Origin of the sequence: Prosthecodimorpha staleyi (genome assembly GCF_018729455.1) — a bacterium.
Classification (GTDB): Bacteria; Pseudomonadota; Alphaproteobacteria; order Rhizobiales; family Ancalomicrobiaceae; genus Prosthecodimorpha; species Prosthecodimorpha staleyi.
The window spans coordinates 73,878-92,213 of record NZ_JAHHZF010000009.1 but is presented as its reverse complement, the minus strand read 5'-3'; the positions used below and the strand labels follow the sequence as shown (position 1 = coordinate 92,213).

Here is an 18,336-nt window from a genome sequence, read left to right as displayed (position 1 = left end):
CCTCGCGATCACGGCAGCGCGGCCAGAAAGGCCTCCAGCACGCGGCTCGAATTGCCGGCCGCAAGCCCCAGGAAGGTCATGATCTCGTTCTCGCCGGGCCCGCCGCCGGCAAGGTCCGACAGCGAGCGGATCGCGATGAAGCCGACCCCGTTGGCGCGGGCGACATGGGCGACGGCCGCGCTCTCCATGTCGAGCACGGAGGCCTGGAAGCTCTTTTCGACCCAGGCACGGAAGGCGGCATTGTCGACGAAGGCCTGACCGGAGACGCCGTTGCCGCCGATCACCAGCCGCGGCGCGCGGTCGAGGCAGGCCGCCGCCGCCGTGCAGCGTTCCAGCGCGAGCCCGGCCGCGGCGCGGCGCATCACCGCCAGGGCCTCGGCATCGACCGGGAACCACAGGCGCGTCTCGGCGGTGCCGTCCGGCAGGACGACGCCGACCGGGTGCGGGAAGATCATGCCGAAATTCGGCAGGTCGTTGGAGAAAAGCGGCGGCGGGGCGTAGCCACCGGCCTTCTCCCGGGCGAAGGACGCCTCCAGATACTGCGCCCATTGCGCCGCCACGACCACGTCACCGATGCCCAGCGCCGGATCGACCCCGCCGGCGATGCCGGAGAAGACGACGAGGCGCGGCGCATAGCGGTCGATGGCGCGCTGCGCGTTCATGGCGGCATTGACCATGCTGATGCCGGTCGTCACCACCACCACGGACTTGCCGCCGAGCCACCCTTCCAGCACCGGCAGGCCGCCGAGCCGACTTTCGCGCGGCTCCACCACGCGCGCTCGGATCGCCGCCACCTCCGGCGCATAGGCCGACAGCACCAGCACCGGCGCCGGCTCGGCCGCCAGGACCGGCTCGGCGGCCAGGGCCGTCCCGATCGCCGCCGCCATCATCACAAAGGCCGCCAGAATGCGCCGCATCGCGCCGTCGCTCCCCAATTGGCCCGCCCCCGCCTTCGGCAGAACGCAGGACCGTCGATTCCCTGGACACAAGGATTGGCGCGAGGTCGTAGTGTGTCGAGCGGATTTGCGCAGCGGATCCAGGGCAATGCCCAACAAGGGTGCGCAACAATAAGAATGCAATTTCAGGACGCAGGGCTTCAACGTCGCTGTGGTATCCTTTTACGTGCCGTCAGGCACCGCACGGGAGGACATCATGGCGTTCAATCCGCTCACATCCGCCTTCACCGCCGACAATGCCGCCGCGCTCTTCGAGGCCAGCGCGCTGGCTTATGAGGACAATGCCGGCTTCAAGGCCGGCATCGTCAAGACGTTCGGCCAGATCGACGATCATCGGCTGATCGAAAGTGCCTTCGATACCCAGGCACATCTGTTCAAGGTGCCGGACGCGACGGTGATCGCCTTTCGCGGCTCCCAGGAATTTCTCGACTGGCTGGTCGATCTCGATGCGCTCGCGGTCCGCTTCGTACCGGAAGGCGCCGCCCATCAGGGCTTCATGAACTCGATATGGCGCGCATACCCTGCCATCCACGATGCGATCGCCCAGTCCCAGGGTGAACGCCGCAGCCTCTGGCTGACCGGGCACAGCCTCGGCGGCGCCCTGGCGCAGCTTTGTGCGGCGCTTTTCACCATCCCCCAATCGCCCAATGTCAGTCCGTCCGGCGTCGCCGGGGTCTATACCTTCGGCCAGCCGCGTGTCGGCGACCGCCTGATGGCCGGATTGTGCGACGAAGCCTTCGGCAAGGTCCATTTCCGGGTGGTCAACGGCGCCGATATCGTGACGCGTCTGCCGCCCAGGCAACCGCCGGTCGGCACCCTCTGGCCGATCCCGTCCTACCAGCATGCCGGGCGCGAGGTGCGAATCGGCGCAGGGGGCATTGCGGACCCGCGTATCGCCTCGCTGCTCGATCAGAGCGAGTTCCCGGTCGGAAAGATCTTCGCCGAAATCCTGCGCAACCCGTTTGCGCTGCGCACGCGCGCCAAAGAACTCGGCGAACTCTTCAATGCCGGGACCGCGAAGGCGCGCCGGCTCGATCTTTTGAAGACCCTCGGGTTCGATTTCGGTCCCGAGCCGATCCTCGACCACCTGATCACGAGCTATCGGGCTGCCCTCGCAGAGGCGATCCGATCGGGCACGCTCAAGGTCGCGACCTGACGCCGGCGGCCATCGGCGGCCCGGCCCGCGATCACGGCCGGCCCGCCGCGTCGTCCTTGTCGAGGCAACGCAGCCGGACCCGGCCGTTCTCGGTCTTCAGATCGATGGTCGCCGGGCCCTTGCCGATCAGCTTGCGGGCGCGTCGGAGGACGGGGGCGAGCTTCTCACGCACGGTCGCCTCCGGCTCGGCGAAGACGACCGTGTCGTCGGCGAGGAAATAGCCGGTCGAGCGGCGCAGTTCGAGAGCGACGACGCGCAGCCCCTTGTAGGTGCCGTCGGCGACCGGAACGACGAGGCGGGCGAGATCGGAGGCTTTCTCGCGCTGCACCGTCAGACCGGGCCTGCCGAAGGCGCCGGCGAGTTCGGGCGGCACCTCGCCACCGGCCGTCACCGTCCAGCGGCCGGCCTTGTCGTTGGTCATGACGGTGTCGGCCCACAGGCCGAAATCGTGGCCCTCGCGGCAGCCGTCCTCGAAGCCGATCAGGAAGGCGTCGAGCACGGCCGGCGCTGCCGCCGCGGAGTTCGCCGAGAGTGCGGTCGCCGACAGGACCGTCAACCAAAGCGCGCTCGCGGCTCGTGGGGCGATGCCCGACATCGCAGCGGCCGAAGGGCCGATCACCGATACCGCCGCTGCGGCGCGTGCGACGACGGCGGAAAGCACCCGGCCGAGCGGCCGGAACGGGACGGGCGCGACGGCAGGCCTGCCGGACCGCGCCGTGCCCATTGCGTCAGTCCACCTGCACGGTGACGAAGCGCATCTCGCCGTCCGGGTTGGACAGCAGGAACAGCGCCCGCTTGCGGCCGTCCTTCTTCAAGGTCTCGATCCGCTTGACCACGTCGTCGGCCGACTTGACCTCCTCCTGGCCGACTTCGAGGATCACGTCGCCGGCGACGATGCGCTTCTCGGCGGCCGGCGAATCCGGGGTCACTTCGGTGACCACGACGCCCTTGGTGACCTTGTCCTTGTTCAGCTTGAAGCGGTCGCGATTGGCCGCATCGAGATCGGCGAGGCCAAGGCCGAGGGCGCGCGAGATGACCGGCTGCACGGTCGGCGCAGTCGTGCCCTTGCCGGCGGCCGCCTTCTCACGCTCGATCTTCTCGCCCTCTTCGAGCCGGCCGAGCCGGACCTTGAGGGTCTCCTCCTTGCCCTTCCGCAGCACGACCACGTCGACCTCCTTGGAGATCGCCGAATCCGCCACCATGCGCGGCAGTTCGCGCACGCCCGGAACCGTGCGGCCGTCGAATTTCAGGATCACGTCGCCGGCCTGGATGCCGGCCGCCTCGGCGGGGCCCTTCTCGGTCACGCCGGCGACCAGTGCGCCCTTGACGTCCTTCAGCCCGAGGCTTTCGGCGATGTCCTCGGTCACGCCCTGGATGCGCACGCCGAGCCAGCCGCGCCGGGTCTCGCGATAGGTGCGCAGCTGCTCGACGACCGCGGCGGCGCCGTTCGACGGGATCGAGAAGCCGATGCCGATCGAGCCGCCCGAAGGCGAAATGATCGCCGTGTTGATGCCGATCACCTCGCCGTCCATGTTGAACAGCGGGCCGCCCGAATTGCCGCGGTTGATGGCCGCGTCGGTCTGGATGAAGTTGTCGTAGGGACCGGAATTGATGTCGCGGTTGCGCGCCGAGACGATGCCGACCGTCACGGTGCCGCCGAGGCCGAACGGATTGCCGATCGCCATCACCCAGTCGCCGACGCGAGCCTTGTCGCTGTTGCCGAACTTGACCGCCTTCAGCGGCTTGGTCGGCTTGACGCGCAGGACTGCGATGTCGGTCTTCTGATCCTTGCCGATCAGTTCCGCCTTGAGCTTGGTGCCGTCGGGAAAATTGGCGGTGATCTCGTCGGCCCCGTCGATGACGTGGTTGTTGGTGACGATGATGCCCTCGGCGTCGATGACGAAGCCGGAGCCCAGCGATTGGACCTTGCGCGGCTCGCGTTCGCGGTTCTTCTGCTGCTTGTTGAAGAACTCGTCGAAGAACTCCTGGAAGGGCGAGCCTTCCGGCGCCTTCGGGGTCGGCACCGGCGGGGTCGCGCGCTCGGCACTGGCGGTCTGCGAGGTCGAGATGTTGACGACCGCGTCGAGCAGGCCCTCCGCCAGGTCGGCGACCGAATCGGGCCCCTTGCCGGAGGCTGCCGCGACCGGTCCGGTGGAGACCACAAGCGGGGCCAGGACGAGCGGGGCGAAAACGAGACCCACTGCCGCGGTGGCAGCGAAGGCCCTCTTGAGGACGCCCAGACGTTGAGTTCCGTTCAGCATGGATCGCCTACTGTTGAGTGGTCCCCGGGCACCGGCGCCGCAGGACAGGGCTCCGCCGCCGGCTACCGACCGATCGATCAGCATCAAATCTCAATTGGGGCGGAAAATCGACCGCTCCGGACAGATAGCGATCATACGCCGCCGCCGGCAAGACGGACCAGGGCCACGATCACAACCCCGAGAGCGAGCGCGCCGACGCCCATCATCCGGAAGGCAGGGTCCGGCAGACCGAGGGCACGCGCCATCATGGCCTTCGCGACCCGGGGAAAGGCCGCATAGAGCGTGCCTTCGATCGCGAGACCGAGGCCGAGGGCGATCAGGAAGAGGCTCATGGCGCTGTTCGATCCGGCCGGGGGGACATGCAAGGGTGGGATCTGCAAGGGCGGGCCATGCAGGCGACAGGCCGACGGCGGAGCGCGCCGGCGCCGTCGAAAACAGCGAGGGCCCGTCTCAGACGGGCCCTCCTGTCATGCGGGACCGAAGGCCAGCCGTGGGATGCGGCGGCCGCCGGCGATCACTGCGCCGCAGCCGGGGCGGCGGACGGCGCGGGGGCGGTCCCGACGGGCCGGCCCTTCGGATCCGCGAAGTAGCGGAAGAAGTCCGAATTGGGCGAGATGACCAGCCGGGTGTCGCCCGCCTTCAGGCCCTGCTCGTAGGCCTGCATCGAGCGGTAGAAGGCGAAGAATTCCGGATCGCGGCCGAAGGCTTCGGCGAACACCCGGTTGCGCTGGGCGTCGCCCTCGCCACGCAGGCGTTCCGAATCGCGCCGCGCCTCGGCCAGGATGATCTCCTTGTCGGCATCGGACTTGGACCGGATGCGCTGGCTTTCTTCCGCGCCGCGCGCCCGCAGTTCCGTCGCCTCGCGCTGGCGCTCGGTCTTCATGCGCTGGAAGATCGCCTGGCTGTTCTGGGCCGGCAGGTCGGCACGCTTCATGCGAACGTCGATGATGTCGACGCCGATCGTCTTGGCCTGGATGTCGACCGCCTGCCTGATCTTGTCCATCAGTTGGGCGCGTTCGTCGCGCACCACAGACGAGAAGGTCGCATCGGCGAGCACTGCGCGCAGCGCCGACGAGGTGAAGGTGTTGAGCCTTTGCGAGCCCCCCTGCACCGTACGCACCGACTGGTAGAACTGCACCGGATCGGCGATCCGGTAGCGCGCGAAGGCGTCGACGATCAGACGCTTCTGGTCGGACGCGATGACCTCCTGGCTCTCCAGGTCGAGATCCAGGATGCGGCGGTCGAGATACTCGACATTTTGGATGAAGGGCACCTTGAAGTAGAGGCCCGACTCCGTGATGGCGCGCTTGACCTGACCGAACTGCAGCACGAGCGCCTGCCGCGTCGGGTCGACCACGAAGGCGGACGTGCCGGCGGCGATGGCCGCACCCACCGCGACCGCGATGGCGATACCGAACAATCCGTTCTTCACGGCTGGCCTCCCGTGCGCGGGTTGCCGCCGGGGGCGGCGCGGTTGACGCGGTCGAGCGGCAGGTAGGGCACGACGCCCTGCGCATTGCCGGACTGGTCGAGAATGACCTTGTCCATGCCGCCGAACACCCGCTCCATGGTTTCGAGATAGAGACGCTCGCGGGTGATCTGCGGCGCCTTGGCATATTCGTCATAGACCTTGACGAAGCGATCGGCCTGGCCGCGCGCGTCCTCGACGGTCTGGCGCAGATAGGCCTGGGCGGCGTTGAGGATCTTGGCGCCCTCGCCGCGTGCCTCCGGCACGATCCGGTTGGCGTAGGAATGCGCCTCGTTCTGCAGCCGCTCGGCATCGATGCGCGCCGCCTGCACGTCGCGGAAGGCGTCGATCACGTCGGAGGGCGGGTCGACCTTCTGCATCTGCACGAGCCGGATCTCGACGCCCGACTTGTAGTCGTCCAGCGTCTTCTGCATCAGTTCGCGCACCGAAATTTCGATGCGGCGCCGGTCCTCGGTCAGGATCGGCTGGATGTTGCTGCGGCCGATCACCTCGCGCATCGCGCTTTCAGCAACCGCCTTGACGGTTTCCTCGGGCTTCTGGATCGCGAACAGGAAGGCCGCCGCGTCCTTGACCACCCACTGCACCTTGAAGTCGACATCGACGAGATTCTCGTCGCCGGTCAGCATCAGGCTTTCTTCCGGAACGTCGCGGACCGTGATGCCGCGACCGGTGTCGGTCTCCCGCATGCCGACGGTCAGTTCGCGCACGCTCAGCACGCGCGGCGTGTAGACCGACCCGATCGGATAGGGGAAATTATAGTTCAGACCCGGGCTGGTGCGCGAGGTGACCTTGCCGAGCACCAGTTCGACGCCGGTCTCGTCCGGCTCGACCCGATAGAACCCGGTCACCAGCCATAGAACGAGGGCCCCGGCCGCCACCAGGGCGATGCCCTTGCCGCCGAACCCGCCGCCGCCACCGCCACCCGGGAGAATGCTCTTCAGCCGATCCTGGCTCTTGCGCAGCAGATCCTCCAGGTCCGGCGGCTGTCCGCCGCCACCGCCCGAGGGGCCGCGTGGCGGCGAGCCCCAGGGACCGCCGCCCCCGCCGCCGCCGCCGCCTCGCCAACCGCCACCACCGCTCTGGTTACTCCAAGGCATGTGTCGTCCTGTCTCTTCGATCGCCCGCCACGACGGATCATCCGTCGCGGCGCGGGCCGTTCAGTCGGCGAAGCCGCCGGTTCGAGACCGGCTTGCGGGTTATAGGGGTGCAAGACCGCTCTTTCAACGAAACCGCTCACCATCCCTAACGCCCGGCTTGCGCCGCCGGGAACGCCGCGCGTCGGAACCACTCCTAAGATGGCGCTCAGGCCCACTGATACCAGGGCATCGACGCCGCATTCGGATGGGTCCGCCGCATCCCGCGATGCCCTGACGGCACGACAGGTGGGGTGCCGGACCAAACCTGTCAACCTTGTCATGTTCAGAACATGGGTTTGGATTCACGCCGGTTCGGCGCGCGCGGTCCGATCGCGGCGACGGTAGGTCACGAAGGCAAAGCCGGCTTCGTCGCGCGGTCCGCGCTCGCCCGGCACCCGTGCCGTCTCCTGCCAGATCAGCGGATCGATCGCCGGAAAGCGCACCGTCCCCGCCGGCGCAAGGTCGACCTCGGTCAGATGCAGCACATCGGCGTGCGGCATCGCCTCGGCATAGATCTCGCCGCCACCGGTCACCATCACGGCATCGGCGCCGTCCCGGATCGCGATCTCCCGTCCGAGCCGCAGCGCCGCCTCGAGCGAGGCGGCGACCACAACGCCGTCGACGGCAAAGGCCGGGTCGCGCGTGATGACGATATTGGTCCGCCCGTCGAGCGGTTTGCCGATGGATTGAAAGGTGCGCCGACCCATCAGGATCGGCCGCCCCATGGTCAGACGACGGAAATGCCGGAGGTCGGAGGAGAGCCGCCAGGGCAGGTCGTTGTCGCGCCCGATCACGCCATTGCGGGCGACCGCCGCGACCAGGGCGATTTCCGGCGCGCGCGGCTCCGGGTCAGGCTGGTGCGTCGCGCTCACCGGCCCCCGCCCCCGAGCCGCGCCAAGGCTGCATCGCTGACCTGGAACATCGTCCATTCGTCCTTCGGCACGGCACCGAGCGAACGGTAGAAGGCGATCGACGGCGCGTTCCAGTCGAGCACCGACCATTCGAACCGGGCCAGCCCCTCCGCCACGCAGCGCGCGGCGAGGCGTTCGAGGAGCGCGCGCCCGATGCCGAGACCGCGGAACTTCGGTTCGACGAACAGATCCTCCAGATAGATGCCGTGCCGGCCGCGGAAGGTCGAGAAATTGTAGAACCAAAGCGCGAAGCCGGCCGGTTCGCCATCCCGAAAGGCCAGATCGCAGAAGGCCTTCGGATCCGGCCGGAACAGGGCGTCGGCAATGCCCTCCGCCGTGGCGTCGACCTCGTGCGTCAGGTTCTCGTATTCGGCGAGTTTCATGACGAAGTCGAAGACAAGGCCGGCATCGTCGGGCGTCGCGGGGCGGATCAGGGTCGGCATCGGGTGGTCTCTCCGGAACGGGTCCTCCGGATAGGCCTAACGCGCAGCCTCCGCAAGGATCGCCATGACGCGGGCATGGACCGCCTCGCGCTGCGCCTCCGGGAGGGCCGATCCGGCCAGGAACACGGCGATCGCGAATTTGGCGCCGCCCGACAGCGTGACGATGCCGATATCGTTGGTCGCCGCGTTGAGGCCGAGCACGTCCGGACCTGTGCCGGTCTTGTGCGCCAGCCGCGCGCCGGCGGGCAGACCGGCCTTCAGCCGCGCGGCGCCGGTCGGGCTTTCCGTCATGGCGCGCAGCATCAGGCTGGTCGTATCCACCCCCAGGAGTTCGCCGCGCTCGAGCTTGGCCAGGAAGGTCACGGCCCCCTTCGGGGTGGCGGTGTCGCGCTCGTCGGTCGACAGGTAGGTCTGCAGCGCCGCCGCCTTGCGCTCCTCCGGCACGGCCGCCACGGCGCTCTTCCACGCCGCCGGATCGATCGGCACCCCGGGGGCATAGGGCGGCAGGCCGACGACCTCGGGCTGCAGTTCGCGCTCGTAGCGGTCGACGCGCAGGCCGGCAATGTCGCTTTCCATCAACGCGGCGGTGACCGCGGCCGGCCCGCCGATCAGGCGCATGAGCACGTCGGCGGCGGTATTGTCGCTGAGGGAGACGGCGCCGCGCACCAGATCGCGCACAGAGACGCTCTTGCGGTCGCCGGCCATCTCCTTGGCGATCGGGCTCCAGCCCATGGCGATGTCGCGCCGCGTGACGGTGACGGTCTGCTCGAGGCCGAGCTTCTTGCGGTCGACTTGGCGCAGGACCGCCACCCCGAGCGGCGCCTTAAACACGCTCTGCATCGGGAAGCGCTCGTCGCCGGCCAGATACCAATCCTGTCCGCTCTTCAGATCGAGGATGCCGACGCCGAGCCGGCCGCCACCGATATCGGCCGCAACCTCGCCCATCTTGCGCTCGACCAGACCCGCGTCGAACTCGGCCCGCGCCGGCACGGCGATCAGGAACAGGATGGCGGCGGCGAGAAATCGCATGGACGGCCTCAAATCTGTGGAGCGACCGTCAGGCTATCCCGTCACGGCGGGCAGAAATGTGACGCCCCCCTGCCCCTACCCGGCGCCCCCCGGGCGAGCGCCCTTGGATCGTCAGGCGCTGATGCCCGCCCCCGTCACACCGCGACGGCGGCGGCGATATGCGGGTGCGGATCGTAGCCCTCGAGCCGGAAGTCCTCGAAGCGGAAATCGCTCATCGACCGGACGTCGGGATTGACGTTCATGACCGGCAGCGGCCGGAGGTCCCGGGTCAATTGCAGGCGCGCCTGGTCAAGATGGTTCAGGTAGAGATGGGCGTCGCCGAGGGTATGGACGAACTCGCCCGGCTTGAGGCCGGTCACCTGCGCCATCATCAGGGTCAGAAGCGCATAGCTGGCGATGTTGAACGGCACGCCGAGGAAGACATCGGCCGAGCGCTGCATCATCTGGCAGGAGAGCCGGCCGTCGGCGACATAGAACTGGAACATCAGATGGCAGGGCGGCAGCTTCATGCGCGGCAGGTCGGCCGGGTTCCAGGCGGTGACGATCAGCCGGCGCGAATCGGGGTTGCGCCGGATTTCCGCCTCGACCCAGGCGATCTGGTCGATGGTGCCGCCCTCCGCGGTCGGCCAGGAGCGCCACTGATGGCCATAGACCGGGCCGAGATTGCCGTCGGCATCGGCCCATTCGTCCCAGATGGTCACCCCGTGCCGGTTGAGCCAGCCGATATTGGTGTCGCCGCGCAGGAACCAGATCAGTTCGTAGAGGATCGACTTCAGGTGCAGCTTCTTGGTCGTCAAGAGCGGGAAGCCCGCGGCCAGATCGAAGCGCATCTGGTGGCCGAACACCGACAGCGTGCCGGTCCCGGTCCGGTCGTGCTTGGTCACGCCGGTCTCCAGGATGCGCCGCATCAGGTCGTGGTACTGCTGCATGATCGGTCCTGCCCTTGCCGCCCCGGATCGGCGCAGACTTGCGGCGCGGTACCGCAAATCGGCCCGGACTCGCGAACGGGTTTGCAGGATATCCCCAGAAAACGGGTCGCGCCGCCAAAATGCGACGCGACCGTGCCGCGGGACGCTCAGGCGGCGGAGGCCAGCGCCTCGGCCTCGAAACTCTGGCGGATGTGGTTGGCCAGCGCCTCCACGGCCGCGCCGGAAGCCAGCGGCGAGGTGCGGATCTGGATCTCGTAATAGCCGGGTGCCGGCAGCAGGCGGTCGTCGATGGCGACCAGGTCGCCGTCGAGCACGCTCTTGGGCAGCGGCGCCACGGCCAGATCGGCCAGCACAGCGGCGACCTGGCCGACATAATGGGCGCTCGAATAGGCGATCCGATACGGGATGCCGGCACGGTCGAGCTTCTCGGTCGCCATGGCGCGCCAGCAGCAGCTGCGTCCCGAGGCGGCGATCGGCAGCGGGCGCCGGGTATGGACCTGGCCATGACGCAGCCCGGCCCAGACCAGTCGTTCGCGGTGGATGATGTCGCCGGTATTCGGCACGCCGCAGGTCGCCCCGACGCTCATCAGGCCGACATCGATCTCGCCCTGGTCGACCATGTCGACCAGTTCGGACGAGGGCTTGCAGGTCACGTCGACCTGGACCAGCGGGTGGGTCGCGGCGAAGCGCGCCAGGATGCGCGGCAGGAAGCCCGTGGCGTAGTCGTCCGGCGTGCCGAGGCGGACAACCCCCTCGGTCGACTGGCAGCGGAAGCGGGCCAGCGCCTCGTCGTTCAGCTGCAGCATGCGCCGCGCGAAGCCGAGCAGTTCCTCGCCGTCGCCGGTCAGCGCGACGCCGCGTCCGTCCTTGGCGAAGATCGGCTTGCCGACGATGTCCTCGAGCTTCTTCATCTGCATGGAGACGGCCGAGGGCGTCCGGAACACGGCCCGCGCCGCGCGGTTGAAGCTGCCCGTCGAGACGATCGCCAGCAGGGTGCGCAGGAGGTCGATTTCGAGCACCGGGCCGGGGGAGAAATCCCGCTCGCCGCCGAGCCGCTCCGCGATTGCCATATCGTCCACCAGGGCCATGTCCGCCTCCTCGCGTCGATCAATTTCACTGAAGCAATCCATTACTCCTTTTCGTTTGATTGATCAATCGGGGTGCTTCATGGTGTCCCCATCGGCCGACGCAACCAGATCAGGGACGCCTCGGTCGCCCCATACGGAACCACTTTTGAAACCGCGAAAGGGCCGCAAACGGGCCGTTTCGCGTCAAGGAGGACTTTGTCATGCGTGACGCTGCCCACATGATCGCTTCCCAGCAGGACGGGTTCGCCCCCTCCCTGATCGGCCGGCTCCTGTCCGGCCTCGCGGCCCTGGCCGCACGGGCGATGACCTATCGCCGCCGCCGCAGGGCGCTGGCCGAGATCGAGCAGCTCGACGACTACCTGCTGTCCGACATCGGCCTGCATCGCGACGACCTCGACGAGGCGATCCGCAACCGGTCCTGGCCGGTGGCCCGCCGCCGGGAGGAGCGCTGGCATTGAGCGGGTCGCAACACACCCTCGCGTCGCGGGTGGCGCCGCCCCATGCGCCGCCCGCGACGCCGACGATCCCGAATGGCCCGGCATCGCCGGACCGAATGCCAAAATTGCCGAAACGTCATTCTCACGTTACAGCCCAGGACTAGCCGGTTCCCATCGCGTTGAAGGCGCAGAGTGGGGGCATCCGATGCGGCATTTTCTTGCAGCAGCCATTGCATTGTCGATCGCGTCTCCGGCCGAGGCCAGCGAGCTACCGAACGGCGTAGCCTCCGGCGACGTGACCGCCACCAGCGCGATGATCTGGGCGCGCGCCGCCGTTCCCGGTCTCCTGAAATTCGAGATCGCCACCGGCAAGAACTTCAAGTCCTATATGGGCGGCGGTTCGATGGTTTCCGATCCGGCCGTGCCGCGCAAGTTCCACGCCACCGGCCTCCAGCCCGACCAGGTCTACGAGTATCGCGCCACCGACGCCGCCGGCAACCGCAGCGCCGGCCGCTTCCGGACCCTGCCGCAGACCTGCGCCAAGTCCGACGTGCGCTTCGGCGTCAGCGGCGACTGGCGCGGCGAGATCGCGCCCTATCCGTCGATCCGCAACGTGCCGGACCGCGGACTTCAGTTCTTCGTCGAGCTCGGCGATACCATCTATGCCGAGCGCTATTCCGGTCCCGAAACCGGCGAAGTCGCCTCGACCCTCGGCGACTACCGCGCCCGTCATACCGAGGTGCTGACCGCACGCTACGGCCTCAACACCTGGAAGGACCTGCGTGCGACCACGCCGGTCTTCGCCATGATCGACGACCACGAGGTGGTGAACGATTTCGCCGGCGGCGCCGCGCCGAGCACGGACGCGACGCGCTTCGATCAGACCGGCAACTTCATCAACGAAACCAATCGCTACAAGGCAGGGCTCCAGGCCTTCTCGGAATTCATGCCGATCGTCGACCAGACCTGGTCCTCGTCGGATCCGCGCTTCAACGGCAAGCCGCAGCTCTACCGGTCGCGGATCCTCGGCAAGACCGCGATGTTCGCCATGGTCGACGCCCGTTCGTTCCGCGATACCGGACTGCCGGGCGTGACCGATCTGACCAACCCGACCGAGATCGCCAACTTCCTGATCGCCAGCGCGACGCAGGCGCGCACCATGCTCGGCGGCGACCAGTTGGCCCGGCTCAAGACCGATCTGCTCGACGCCAAGGCGCGCGGCATCCTGTGGAAGTTCGTGATGCTGCCGGAGCCGGTCCAGAATCTCGGCGTGCTGGCCGCCTCCGACCGCTACGAGGGCTACGCCCGGGAACGCAACGACCTGCTCAAGTTCGTCGCCGACAACGCGATCGAGAACGTGGTCTTCGTGACCGCCGACCTGCACGGCACCATGGTCAACAACCTGACCTACGACGTCGGCAATACCCGCCTCGCCTCCAAGGCCTGGGAAATCGTCACGGGCGCGGTCGCCTTCGAGGAGCCGTTCGGCCCGACCATCGTCGACCTCGCCAAACAGGTCGGCCTGATCGACAACAACCAGTACAACTACTACCTCTCGCTGCCGATCGCGCCGGATGCGGACGCCTCCGTCAACGACAAGGACGACTTCGTCGCCTCGGTGATCAATTCGTCCATGGCCGGCCTGTCCTACGACCCGCTCGGCCTGGCCGGCTCGAACGTGCCGGCGAAGCTCACCAAGGGCGGTTACGAGGCCATGCACAGCTACGGCTGGACCGAGTTCTCCGTCAACGCCAAGTCGGGCAAGCTGACCGTCACGACCTGGGGCATCGCCCCGTATAGCTACGAAGACCTGCAGTCGAACGACCGCAGCCAGATTGTAGCCCGCAAGCCGGCCGTGGTCAGCCAGTTCGAGGTCAATGCGGCGGCGGTGCCTGCCGGGAACTGCCGCGGCAGCAACTAGGATCGGCTCCGCCCGCATCGACAGGCCCGGCCGCTCCGGACCGGGTCAAGACCGCGGCCTTTCGCGACGTCCTGCCCGAACGGACGCTCCCGTCCGATCGGGAGACGCCGTTCCGGTCGGCGGCGGCTACCCCGCACCACCGGGCATGTTTGGCCGCCCCTCTTCCCTTCCAGCCCCCCGCCTCCTATATTCACGACGTCGTCGCAAGGCGACTATGGCGATAAACGGCCGTTGTAATAAGCCTTTCGGACCCGGGGGCGGTACCCGGCGCCTCCACCCGAACCCGTCCGGCACGATGCAGGGGCGGGTTCCGGCGGGGGCGAACTAGGATCGACGAGGGCCTAAAGAGCGTTCTTTCGCCCGGCATGATACCGCCGTTATCGGGTCAATTTTATAGTTGCCAACGACAACTATGCTCCGGTTGCGGTTGCCGCGTGAGCGGTAACTAATCCGGTACCAAGTCCTGGCGGGTAGCACCGTCAGGCGGGGTTCGGAGGTACCTGGCAACAGAAACCTCCACTTCCCTTTCCAGTCCGCCGATGGCGGGCCGTACCGACCGCGGACCAGAATGACCGAGCCGACCCAGGATTTGATCCGCTACGACGTCCTGGTGCAGGAGGCCCTGCGCGGCGTGGTCCGGAAGGTGCTGCAGGAAGTCGTCAAGACCGGCCTGCCCGGCCAGCATCATTTCTATATTTCCTTCGATACGCGCCATCCCGGCGTGCGCCTGTCGACGCGCATGCGCCAGCGCTATCCGGAGGAGATGACCATCGTCCTGCAGCACCAGTTCTGGGATCTGGTCGTCACCGACCATGCGGTCGAGGTCGGTCTGTCCTTCGGCGGCATTCCGGAACGGCTGCTGGTCCCGTTCACGGCGGTGAAGGGCTTCTTCGATCCGTCCGTGCAGTTCGGCCTGCAGTTCGAGGTGCGCGACGAAGCTGAAGCTGAGGACGACGACGACATCGTCGCGGAGGATGCCGAGAGCGCTCCGGACGCGGCCGCCAAGGCGGCCGGCCCGCGCATCGTGCCGACCGAGCCGTCGCGCATCCCGGAGATCAAGCCGGAACCCAAGCCTGCGGTCGCCGCGGCCCCCGAATCGCCGGCATCGGACCGCAAGACCGAAGAGCCGCCGCCCTCGGCGACGGTCATCTCGATGGACAGCTTTCGCAAGAAGACCTGATTGCGGCGCCGACGCCCCGCCGATCGCGCGGACCCGAGGCGCCGGCGCACGCCCTGTCCGGCGGTCTGCCCTGGTTTGATCGCGCCCCCCGGTGCGCCGATCGCTGCCCCTCGGGTGCTGCCCCGCAGTTCGCAGATTGCGTCGACCTCGTCGACGGCGCCGCCCGAAGTACGCGCTGCCCCTCGCCATCTATGCGTTAACGGAATACCGTCATACCCGGAACGGGGACGGAACGGGTTGCCGTTTGTCGATGTCCGTGTCAGAAAGGTTATTGTCAGGTTCAAGGGACGGAGATCCAGGCGATGGGCGAAATCGTCAGCCTCGGCAAGGCGCGCAAGGCGAAAGCCCTGGCCGAACGGCGCGAAACAGCGGCGGAAAACCGCGTTCGCTTCGGGCGCACCAAGGCCGAACGGAGCGCCCTGGCAGCCGAGGCGGACCGGACCGAGCGCCGGCTCGAAGGCCATCGGCGGGAGGGAGACGAATCGTGATGGAGCAGCGTGCGTTGAAGACCCGGGTCCTGCCGCCTGAGACCTCGCCGGCTCCGGGCATGGACAAGCGTTCGCTGACCATTGCCGGCCACCGGACCAGCCTCGCCCTTGAGGCGGAATTCTGGGATGGCCTCGAAGAGATCGCTTCGCAACGCGGCCTGACCTTGCCGCGCCTGATCGCCGAGATCGACCGCAATCGCAAGGCTACCAATCTCGCCTCCGCCGTGCGTCTCTCCGTCCTCGACCACTATCGCACCCGCGCAGGCCGCACCGACCTAGTCGCCTGATTGGGCTTGTCCGCCTCGGCGGACCGATCGTCCGAAGGACAGCGAGGGTCTTCGGCGGCAGGGTCGTGGATGGTCCTCGGCCTGCGGGCGGGCCGGAGGCACTGCGGGCGGGCCGGAGGCACTGCGGGCGGGCCGGAGGCACTGCGGGCGGGCCGGAGGCACTGCGGGCGGGCCGGAATCACAGCAGGCGCGGGACGCGCAGGGACGGCTCCGCCGGAGCGCTGTCCGTCGAGGGCAGGTGTCCCCTTGCGCTGTCGGCAGATTGACGCCTGTCGGCAGATTGAACCCTTTTGGCAGATCGCCCTGTCGACAGATCGGCCGATTGCGCCTGCGTCACGGCTGCCGAACGCGGCGGACCGTGCCGAACGCTGCGGGCCGTGCGCACAAGTCGGCGCAGGACGCTGCGACGGCGATGCCGATCGCGCCGGCAGCGCCGCGACGGCAATCGAATCGGCGCTCCGTAACGACATGGCGACGCCGGCGGCATTCCACCATCACGTCGGCCGTTCCACCGCCTCGGCCGTATCGGCACCACCTCTTGGACCGAACCACCTCCCGGCCCGGCCGCTTCCCGGACCGGCCTTCACGGCCGGACCGGGCCACGCGGTCGGCGATTACTCGCCCAGTTCGCCCATATGCTTCTGGGCATAGAGGGCGACGCCGATCGACTTGATCAGGTCGCGCTGCGTCTCCAGGAAGTCGATATGGCCTTCCTCGTCGGTCATCAGGGCGATGAACAGGTCGCGCGACGGGTAGTCCTTCACGCTTTCGCAGTGGGACGCCGCCTCCTGGTAGAGCAACCGGGCCTCGTTCTCGGCGGCGAGGTCGGCCAGGATGACCTCTTCGATCGTCTCCCCGATGCGCAGCGGATCGAGCAGCTGCAGATTCGGATGGCCCTCCAGGAACAGGATGCGCTCGATGAACCGGTCCGCGTGGTTCATCTCCTCGATCGATTCCTTGCGCCAGAACTTGGCGAGATCCTTGTAGCCCCAATTGTCGAGCACGCGATAGTGCAGCCAGTACTGGCTAACCGCGGTCAACTCGCTGCGCAGGCCGCGATTGAGATACTCGATGACTTTCTGATCACCTTTCATGGGCAACTCCACAGCGCTTTCAAGAACTCGGGAAACGGTACATGGGCTCTTCCGCAGCGACGGCAAGACCCGATCCAGCCGATCGGCCGCCGGACATTCCGGGCTCGTCGAACCGATCCGGAACCGACAGCCGACGATTGGGCGGCGGTCATGTCCGGCCTATTCGTGACGCCGCCATCTCGACAGCGGCGACCGACCGCGCCGGCGACGCGGTCCGTCGGCCGCAGACCCGACATCATCTAATCACGGATAGCCGAGGCGATTAAGGGGCACGAAGACGAGAACTCGTCCAATTCACAAACATTCGCCCAATATTCCATTTTCATCAAATATATAGCAACCGGGACCACACGCTGCGGACACCGGCGGGGTCCGGCCGGGGCCCGTCCAAGCCCTGTCGTGCCGTGCGCGCGTTCCATCCGGAACGACGTCTTGTCGGCAGAATGCGCAAGGAACGCGCGAGGAGAACACCGCGGCGGCCGGCCCCGCACGGGTCAGAGCGCGGCCCGCATCGTAAGTCCCATTGCGAGTCCGACAGCGGTCTCACCGACCGCGACTGGTCGTCCCGCGTCTATTCGGCCGCGACCGCGTAGACCTCATCGAACCGATAGGTCTCGTCGCGCCCTTCGATCCCGAGGCTCTCCTGCACGTCCTGAAGGGCTTCGATCATCGCGCCGGCCGGGCAGACCGCACAGCCGACCTGGCAGGCGGCGCCATGCTCGACCAGCATGCGCTGGATCGTCGGCAGGCAGCGGCCGCATTCCGGCCGGCAGTTCATGCACTTGTAGACCTGTCCGGCGGTACGCGGCCGCGGTGTCCGCTCGATGGCCAGCACATCGCGGATCTGTCGGTCGTTGATAACGTTGCAGTGACAGACGATCATGACTACCGACAATCCAGAAGCCTGATCTTCAGGTAGAGGAGGCTCTGGTTCCGGTCAATAGGTAGTCTGCCGTGCCCCGATACATCGGAATTATAGTCATTCTAAGGTAGTATCGGCCGATGGCGGATCGACTCCGCAGGATCGACATCCTGAAGCCTGAGCGATACCGCATCGGCCGCACCCGCAGGCGACGCCGCCGTCGACGGCCGGCGACCGGGCCGGCCCGGTCCGACGCCGCAACCCGGGCCGTCACTCCGGCACTGCGGCTCGATCCCCGCGCGGGCGGCAGACCGGTGCCGCCCGCGTCCCGCCGGCCGTCGGACCTTGCGCGCCGCGTCGCCGGCCTGTCCTCGCCGGGCCGGGCGGCGGCGGTCGCCTGTGGACGGCAGGCACGGATGTCGGCTCTATGGACGGCCGATCGGCATGGGGGGCACCGGTGGCGGACCGGGCGAGAAGAGATCGAGCGGCGCGCGGTCGGCATTGGCCGACGGCACCGGCCGGGCGCCGGGTGCCGGCCCGATCGGGATCGGCGGCGGCAGCGGCGGCAGTCCGGGGGCCTGGCCGCCGGCATTGGAGCCGCCACCGCCCTGCGTCGACGAGCGTCGCTTCTCCTCCTCGATCCGGCGGGCCGCTTCGGCGGGGGGCGCC

General features: G+C 68.0%; 19 protein-coding genes, 1 other RNA gene and 1 pseudogene. 7 read left to right on the top strand and 14 right to left on the bottom strand.

Annotated elements, in window-relative coordinates; translation table 11 throughout:
* Positions 1–8: 8 nt before the first annotated feature.
* Positions 9–917, bottom strand: coding sequence for a 5'-methylthioadenosine/S-adenosylhomocysteine nucleosidase (locus KL771_RS18335; protein ID WP_261969966.1), 909 nt, complete (start codon positions 915–917; stop codon positions 9–11).
* Between the two features lie 235 nt (positions 918–1,152).
* Here KL771_RS18335 and KL771_RS18330 point away from each other — a divergent pair, with 235 nt between their 5' ends.
* Complete coding sequence (locus KL771_RS18330; protein WP_261969965.1) at positions 1,153–2,112, top strand: lipase family protein; 960 nt, start codon at positions 1,153–1,155, stop codon at positions 2,110–2,112.
* A 31-nt stretch (positions 2,113–2,143) separates the two neighbouring features.
* Here the strand turns inward: KL771_RS18330 and KL771_RS18325 are convergent, their stop codons facing one another.
* The 10 genes from KL771_RS18325 to KL771_RS18280 form a co-directional block, all read right to left on the bottom strand.
* Entirely contained in the window at positions 2,144–2,668 is a 525-nt protein-coding gene (locus KL771_RS18325) for a hypothetical protein (RefSeq protein ID WP_261969964.1), read from the bottom strand.
* Between the two features lie 172 nt (positions 2,669–2,840).
* Positions 2,841–4,373 (bottom strand): DegQ family serine endoprotease, encoded by a 1,533-nt coding sequence (locus tag KL771_RS18320; protein ID WP_261969963.1) that lies wholly within the window; start codon positions 4,371–4,373, stop codon positions 2,841–2,843.
* A 131-nt stretch (positions 4,374–4,504) separates the two neighbouring features.
* Positions 4,505–4,705 (bottom strand): DUF2065 domain-containing protein, encoded by a 201-nt coding sequence (locus KL771_RS18315; RefSeq protein ID WP_261969962.1) that lies wholly within the window; start codon positions 4,703–4,705, stop codon positions 4,505–4,507.
* Between the two features lie 182 nt (positions 4,706–4,887).
* Positions 4,888–5,805: a protease modulator HflC gene (hflC, locus tag KL771_RS18310; protein WP_261969961.1), complete on the bottom strand. Its 918-nt coding sequence runs from the start codon at positions 5,803–5,805 to the stop codon at positions 4,888–4,890.
* Complete coding sequence (gene hflK / locus KL771_RS18305; protein ID WP_261969960.1) at positions 5,802–6,959, bottom strand: FtsH protease activity modulator HflK; 1,158 nt, start codon at positions 6,957–6,959, stop codon at positions 5,802–5,804. Before hflK ends, hflC begins: the two co-directional genes overlap by 4 nt.
* Positions 6,960–7,300: 341 nt before the next feature.
* Positions 7,301–7,870 carry a dihydrofolate reductase gene (locus tag KL771_RS18300; protein WP_261969959.1) on the bottom strand — a complete coding sequence of 190 codons (570 nt, stop codon included), beginning with the start codon at positions 7,868–7,870 and terminating at the stop codon, positions 7,301–7,303.
* On the bottom strand, positions 7,867–8,352 hold the full coding sequence (locus tag KL771_RS18295; RefSeq protein WP_261969958.1) for a GNAT family N-acetyltransferase: 486 nt from the start codon (positions 8,350–8,352) through the stop codon (positions 7,867–7,869). Before KL771_RS18295 ends, KL771_RS18300 begins: the two co-directional genes overlap by 4 nt.
* Before the next feature lie 36 nt (positions 8,353–8,388).
* On the bottom strand, positions 8,389–9,381 hold the full coding sequence (gene bla / locus KL771_RS18290) for a class A beta-lactamase (protein ID WP_261969957.1): 993 nt from the start codon (positions 9,379–9,381) through the stop codon (positions 8,389–8,391).
* A gap of 134 nt (positions 9,382–9,515) precedes the next feature.
* Positions 9,516–10,310 carry a thymidylate synthase gene (locus KL771_RS18285; protein ID WP_261969956.1) on the bottom strand — a complete coding sequence of 265 codons (795 nt, stop codon included), beginning with the start codon at positions 10,308–10,310 and terminating at the stop codon, positions 9,516–9,518.
* 146 nt (positions 10,311–10,456) lie between these two features.
* A complete protein-coding gene (locus KL771_RS18280) occupies positions 10,457–11,398 on the bottom strand; it encodes a LysR substrate-binding domain-containing protein (RefSeq protein WP_261969955.1) in 942 nt (313 codons plus the stop codon).
* Positions 11,399–11,598: 200 nt separating this feature from the next.
* Between KL771_RS18280 and KL771_RS18275 the strand changes: the two genes are divergently transcribed.
* From KL771_RS18275 to KL771_RS18250, 6 genes are all read left to right on the top strand, one after another.
* Positions 11,599–11,856 carry a DUF1127 domain-containing protein gene (locus tag KL771_RS18275; RefSeq protein WP_261969954.1) on the top strand — a complete coding sequence of 86 codons (258 nt, stop codon included), beginning with the start codon at positions 11,599–11,601 and terminating at the stop codon, positions 11,854–11,856.
* Positions 11,857–12,040: 184 nt separating this feature from the next.
* Positions 12,041–13,756, top strand: a complete 1,716-nt coding sequence (locus tag KL771_RS18270; RefSeq protein ID WP_261969953.1) for an alkaline phosphatase D family protein — start codon at positions 12,041–12,043, stop codon at positions 13,754–13,756.
* Positions 13,757–13,914: 158 nt separating this feature from the next.
* Positions 13,915–14,277: a transfer-messenger RNA gene (gene ssrA, locus KL771_RS18265) on the top strand.
* A gap of 47 nt (positions 14,278–14,324) precedes the next feature.
* Positions 14,325–14,936, top strand: a complete 612-nt coding sequence (locus tag KL771_RS18260) for an SspB family protein (protein WP_261969952.1) — start codon at positions 14,325–14,327, stop codon at positions 14,934–14,936.
* A gap of 302 nt (positions 14,937–15,238) precedes the next feature.
* Positions 15,239–15,424 (top strand): DUF4169 family protein, encoded by a 186-nt coding sequence (locus KL771_RS18255; RefSeq protein WP_261969951.1) that lies wholly within the window; start codon positions 15,239–15,241, stop codon positions 15,422–15,424.
* The gene (locus tag KL771_RS18250; protein WP_261970158.1) at positions 15,424–15,711 is read left to right on the top strand and encodes a ribbon-helix-helix domain-containing protein; all 288 of its coding nucleotides are present in this window, start codon (positions 15,424–15,426) and stop codon (positions 15,709–15,711) included. The genes KL771_RS18255 and KL771_RS18250 overlap by 1 nt, the downstream gene beginning before the upstream one ends.
* Before the next feature lie 614 nt (positions 15,712–16,325).
* On the opposite strand, the gene bfr is transcribed toward KL771_RS18250, so the two are convergent.
* From bfr to KL771_RS18235, 3 genes and pseudogenes are all read right to left on the bottom strand, one after another.
* Positions 16,326–16,805, bottom strand: coding sequence for a bacterioferritin (bfr, locus tag KL771_RS18245; RefSeq protein ID WP_261969950.1), 480 nt, complete (start codon positions 16,803–16,805; stop codon positions 16,326–16,328).
* Positions 16,806–17,376: 571 nt separating this feature from the next.
* Positions 17,377–17,688, bottom strand: a complete 312-nt coding sequence (locus tag KL771_RS18240; protein WP_261969949.1) for a (2Fe-2S)-binding protein — start codon at positions 17,686–17,688, stop codon at positions 17,377–17,379.
* Positions 17,689–18,092: 404 nt separating this feature from the next.
* Positions 18,093–18,336 (bottom strand): annotated as a pseudogene (locus tag KL771_RS18235) (hypothetical protein); the annotation flags it as partial.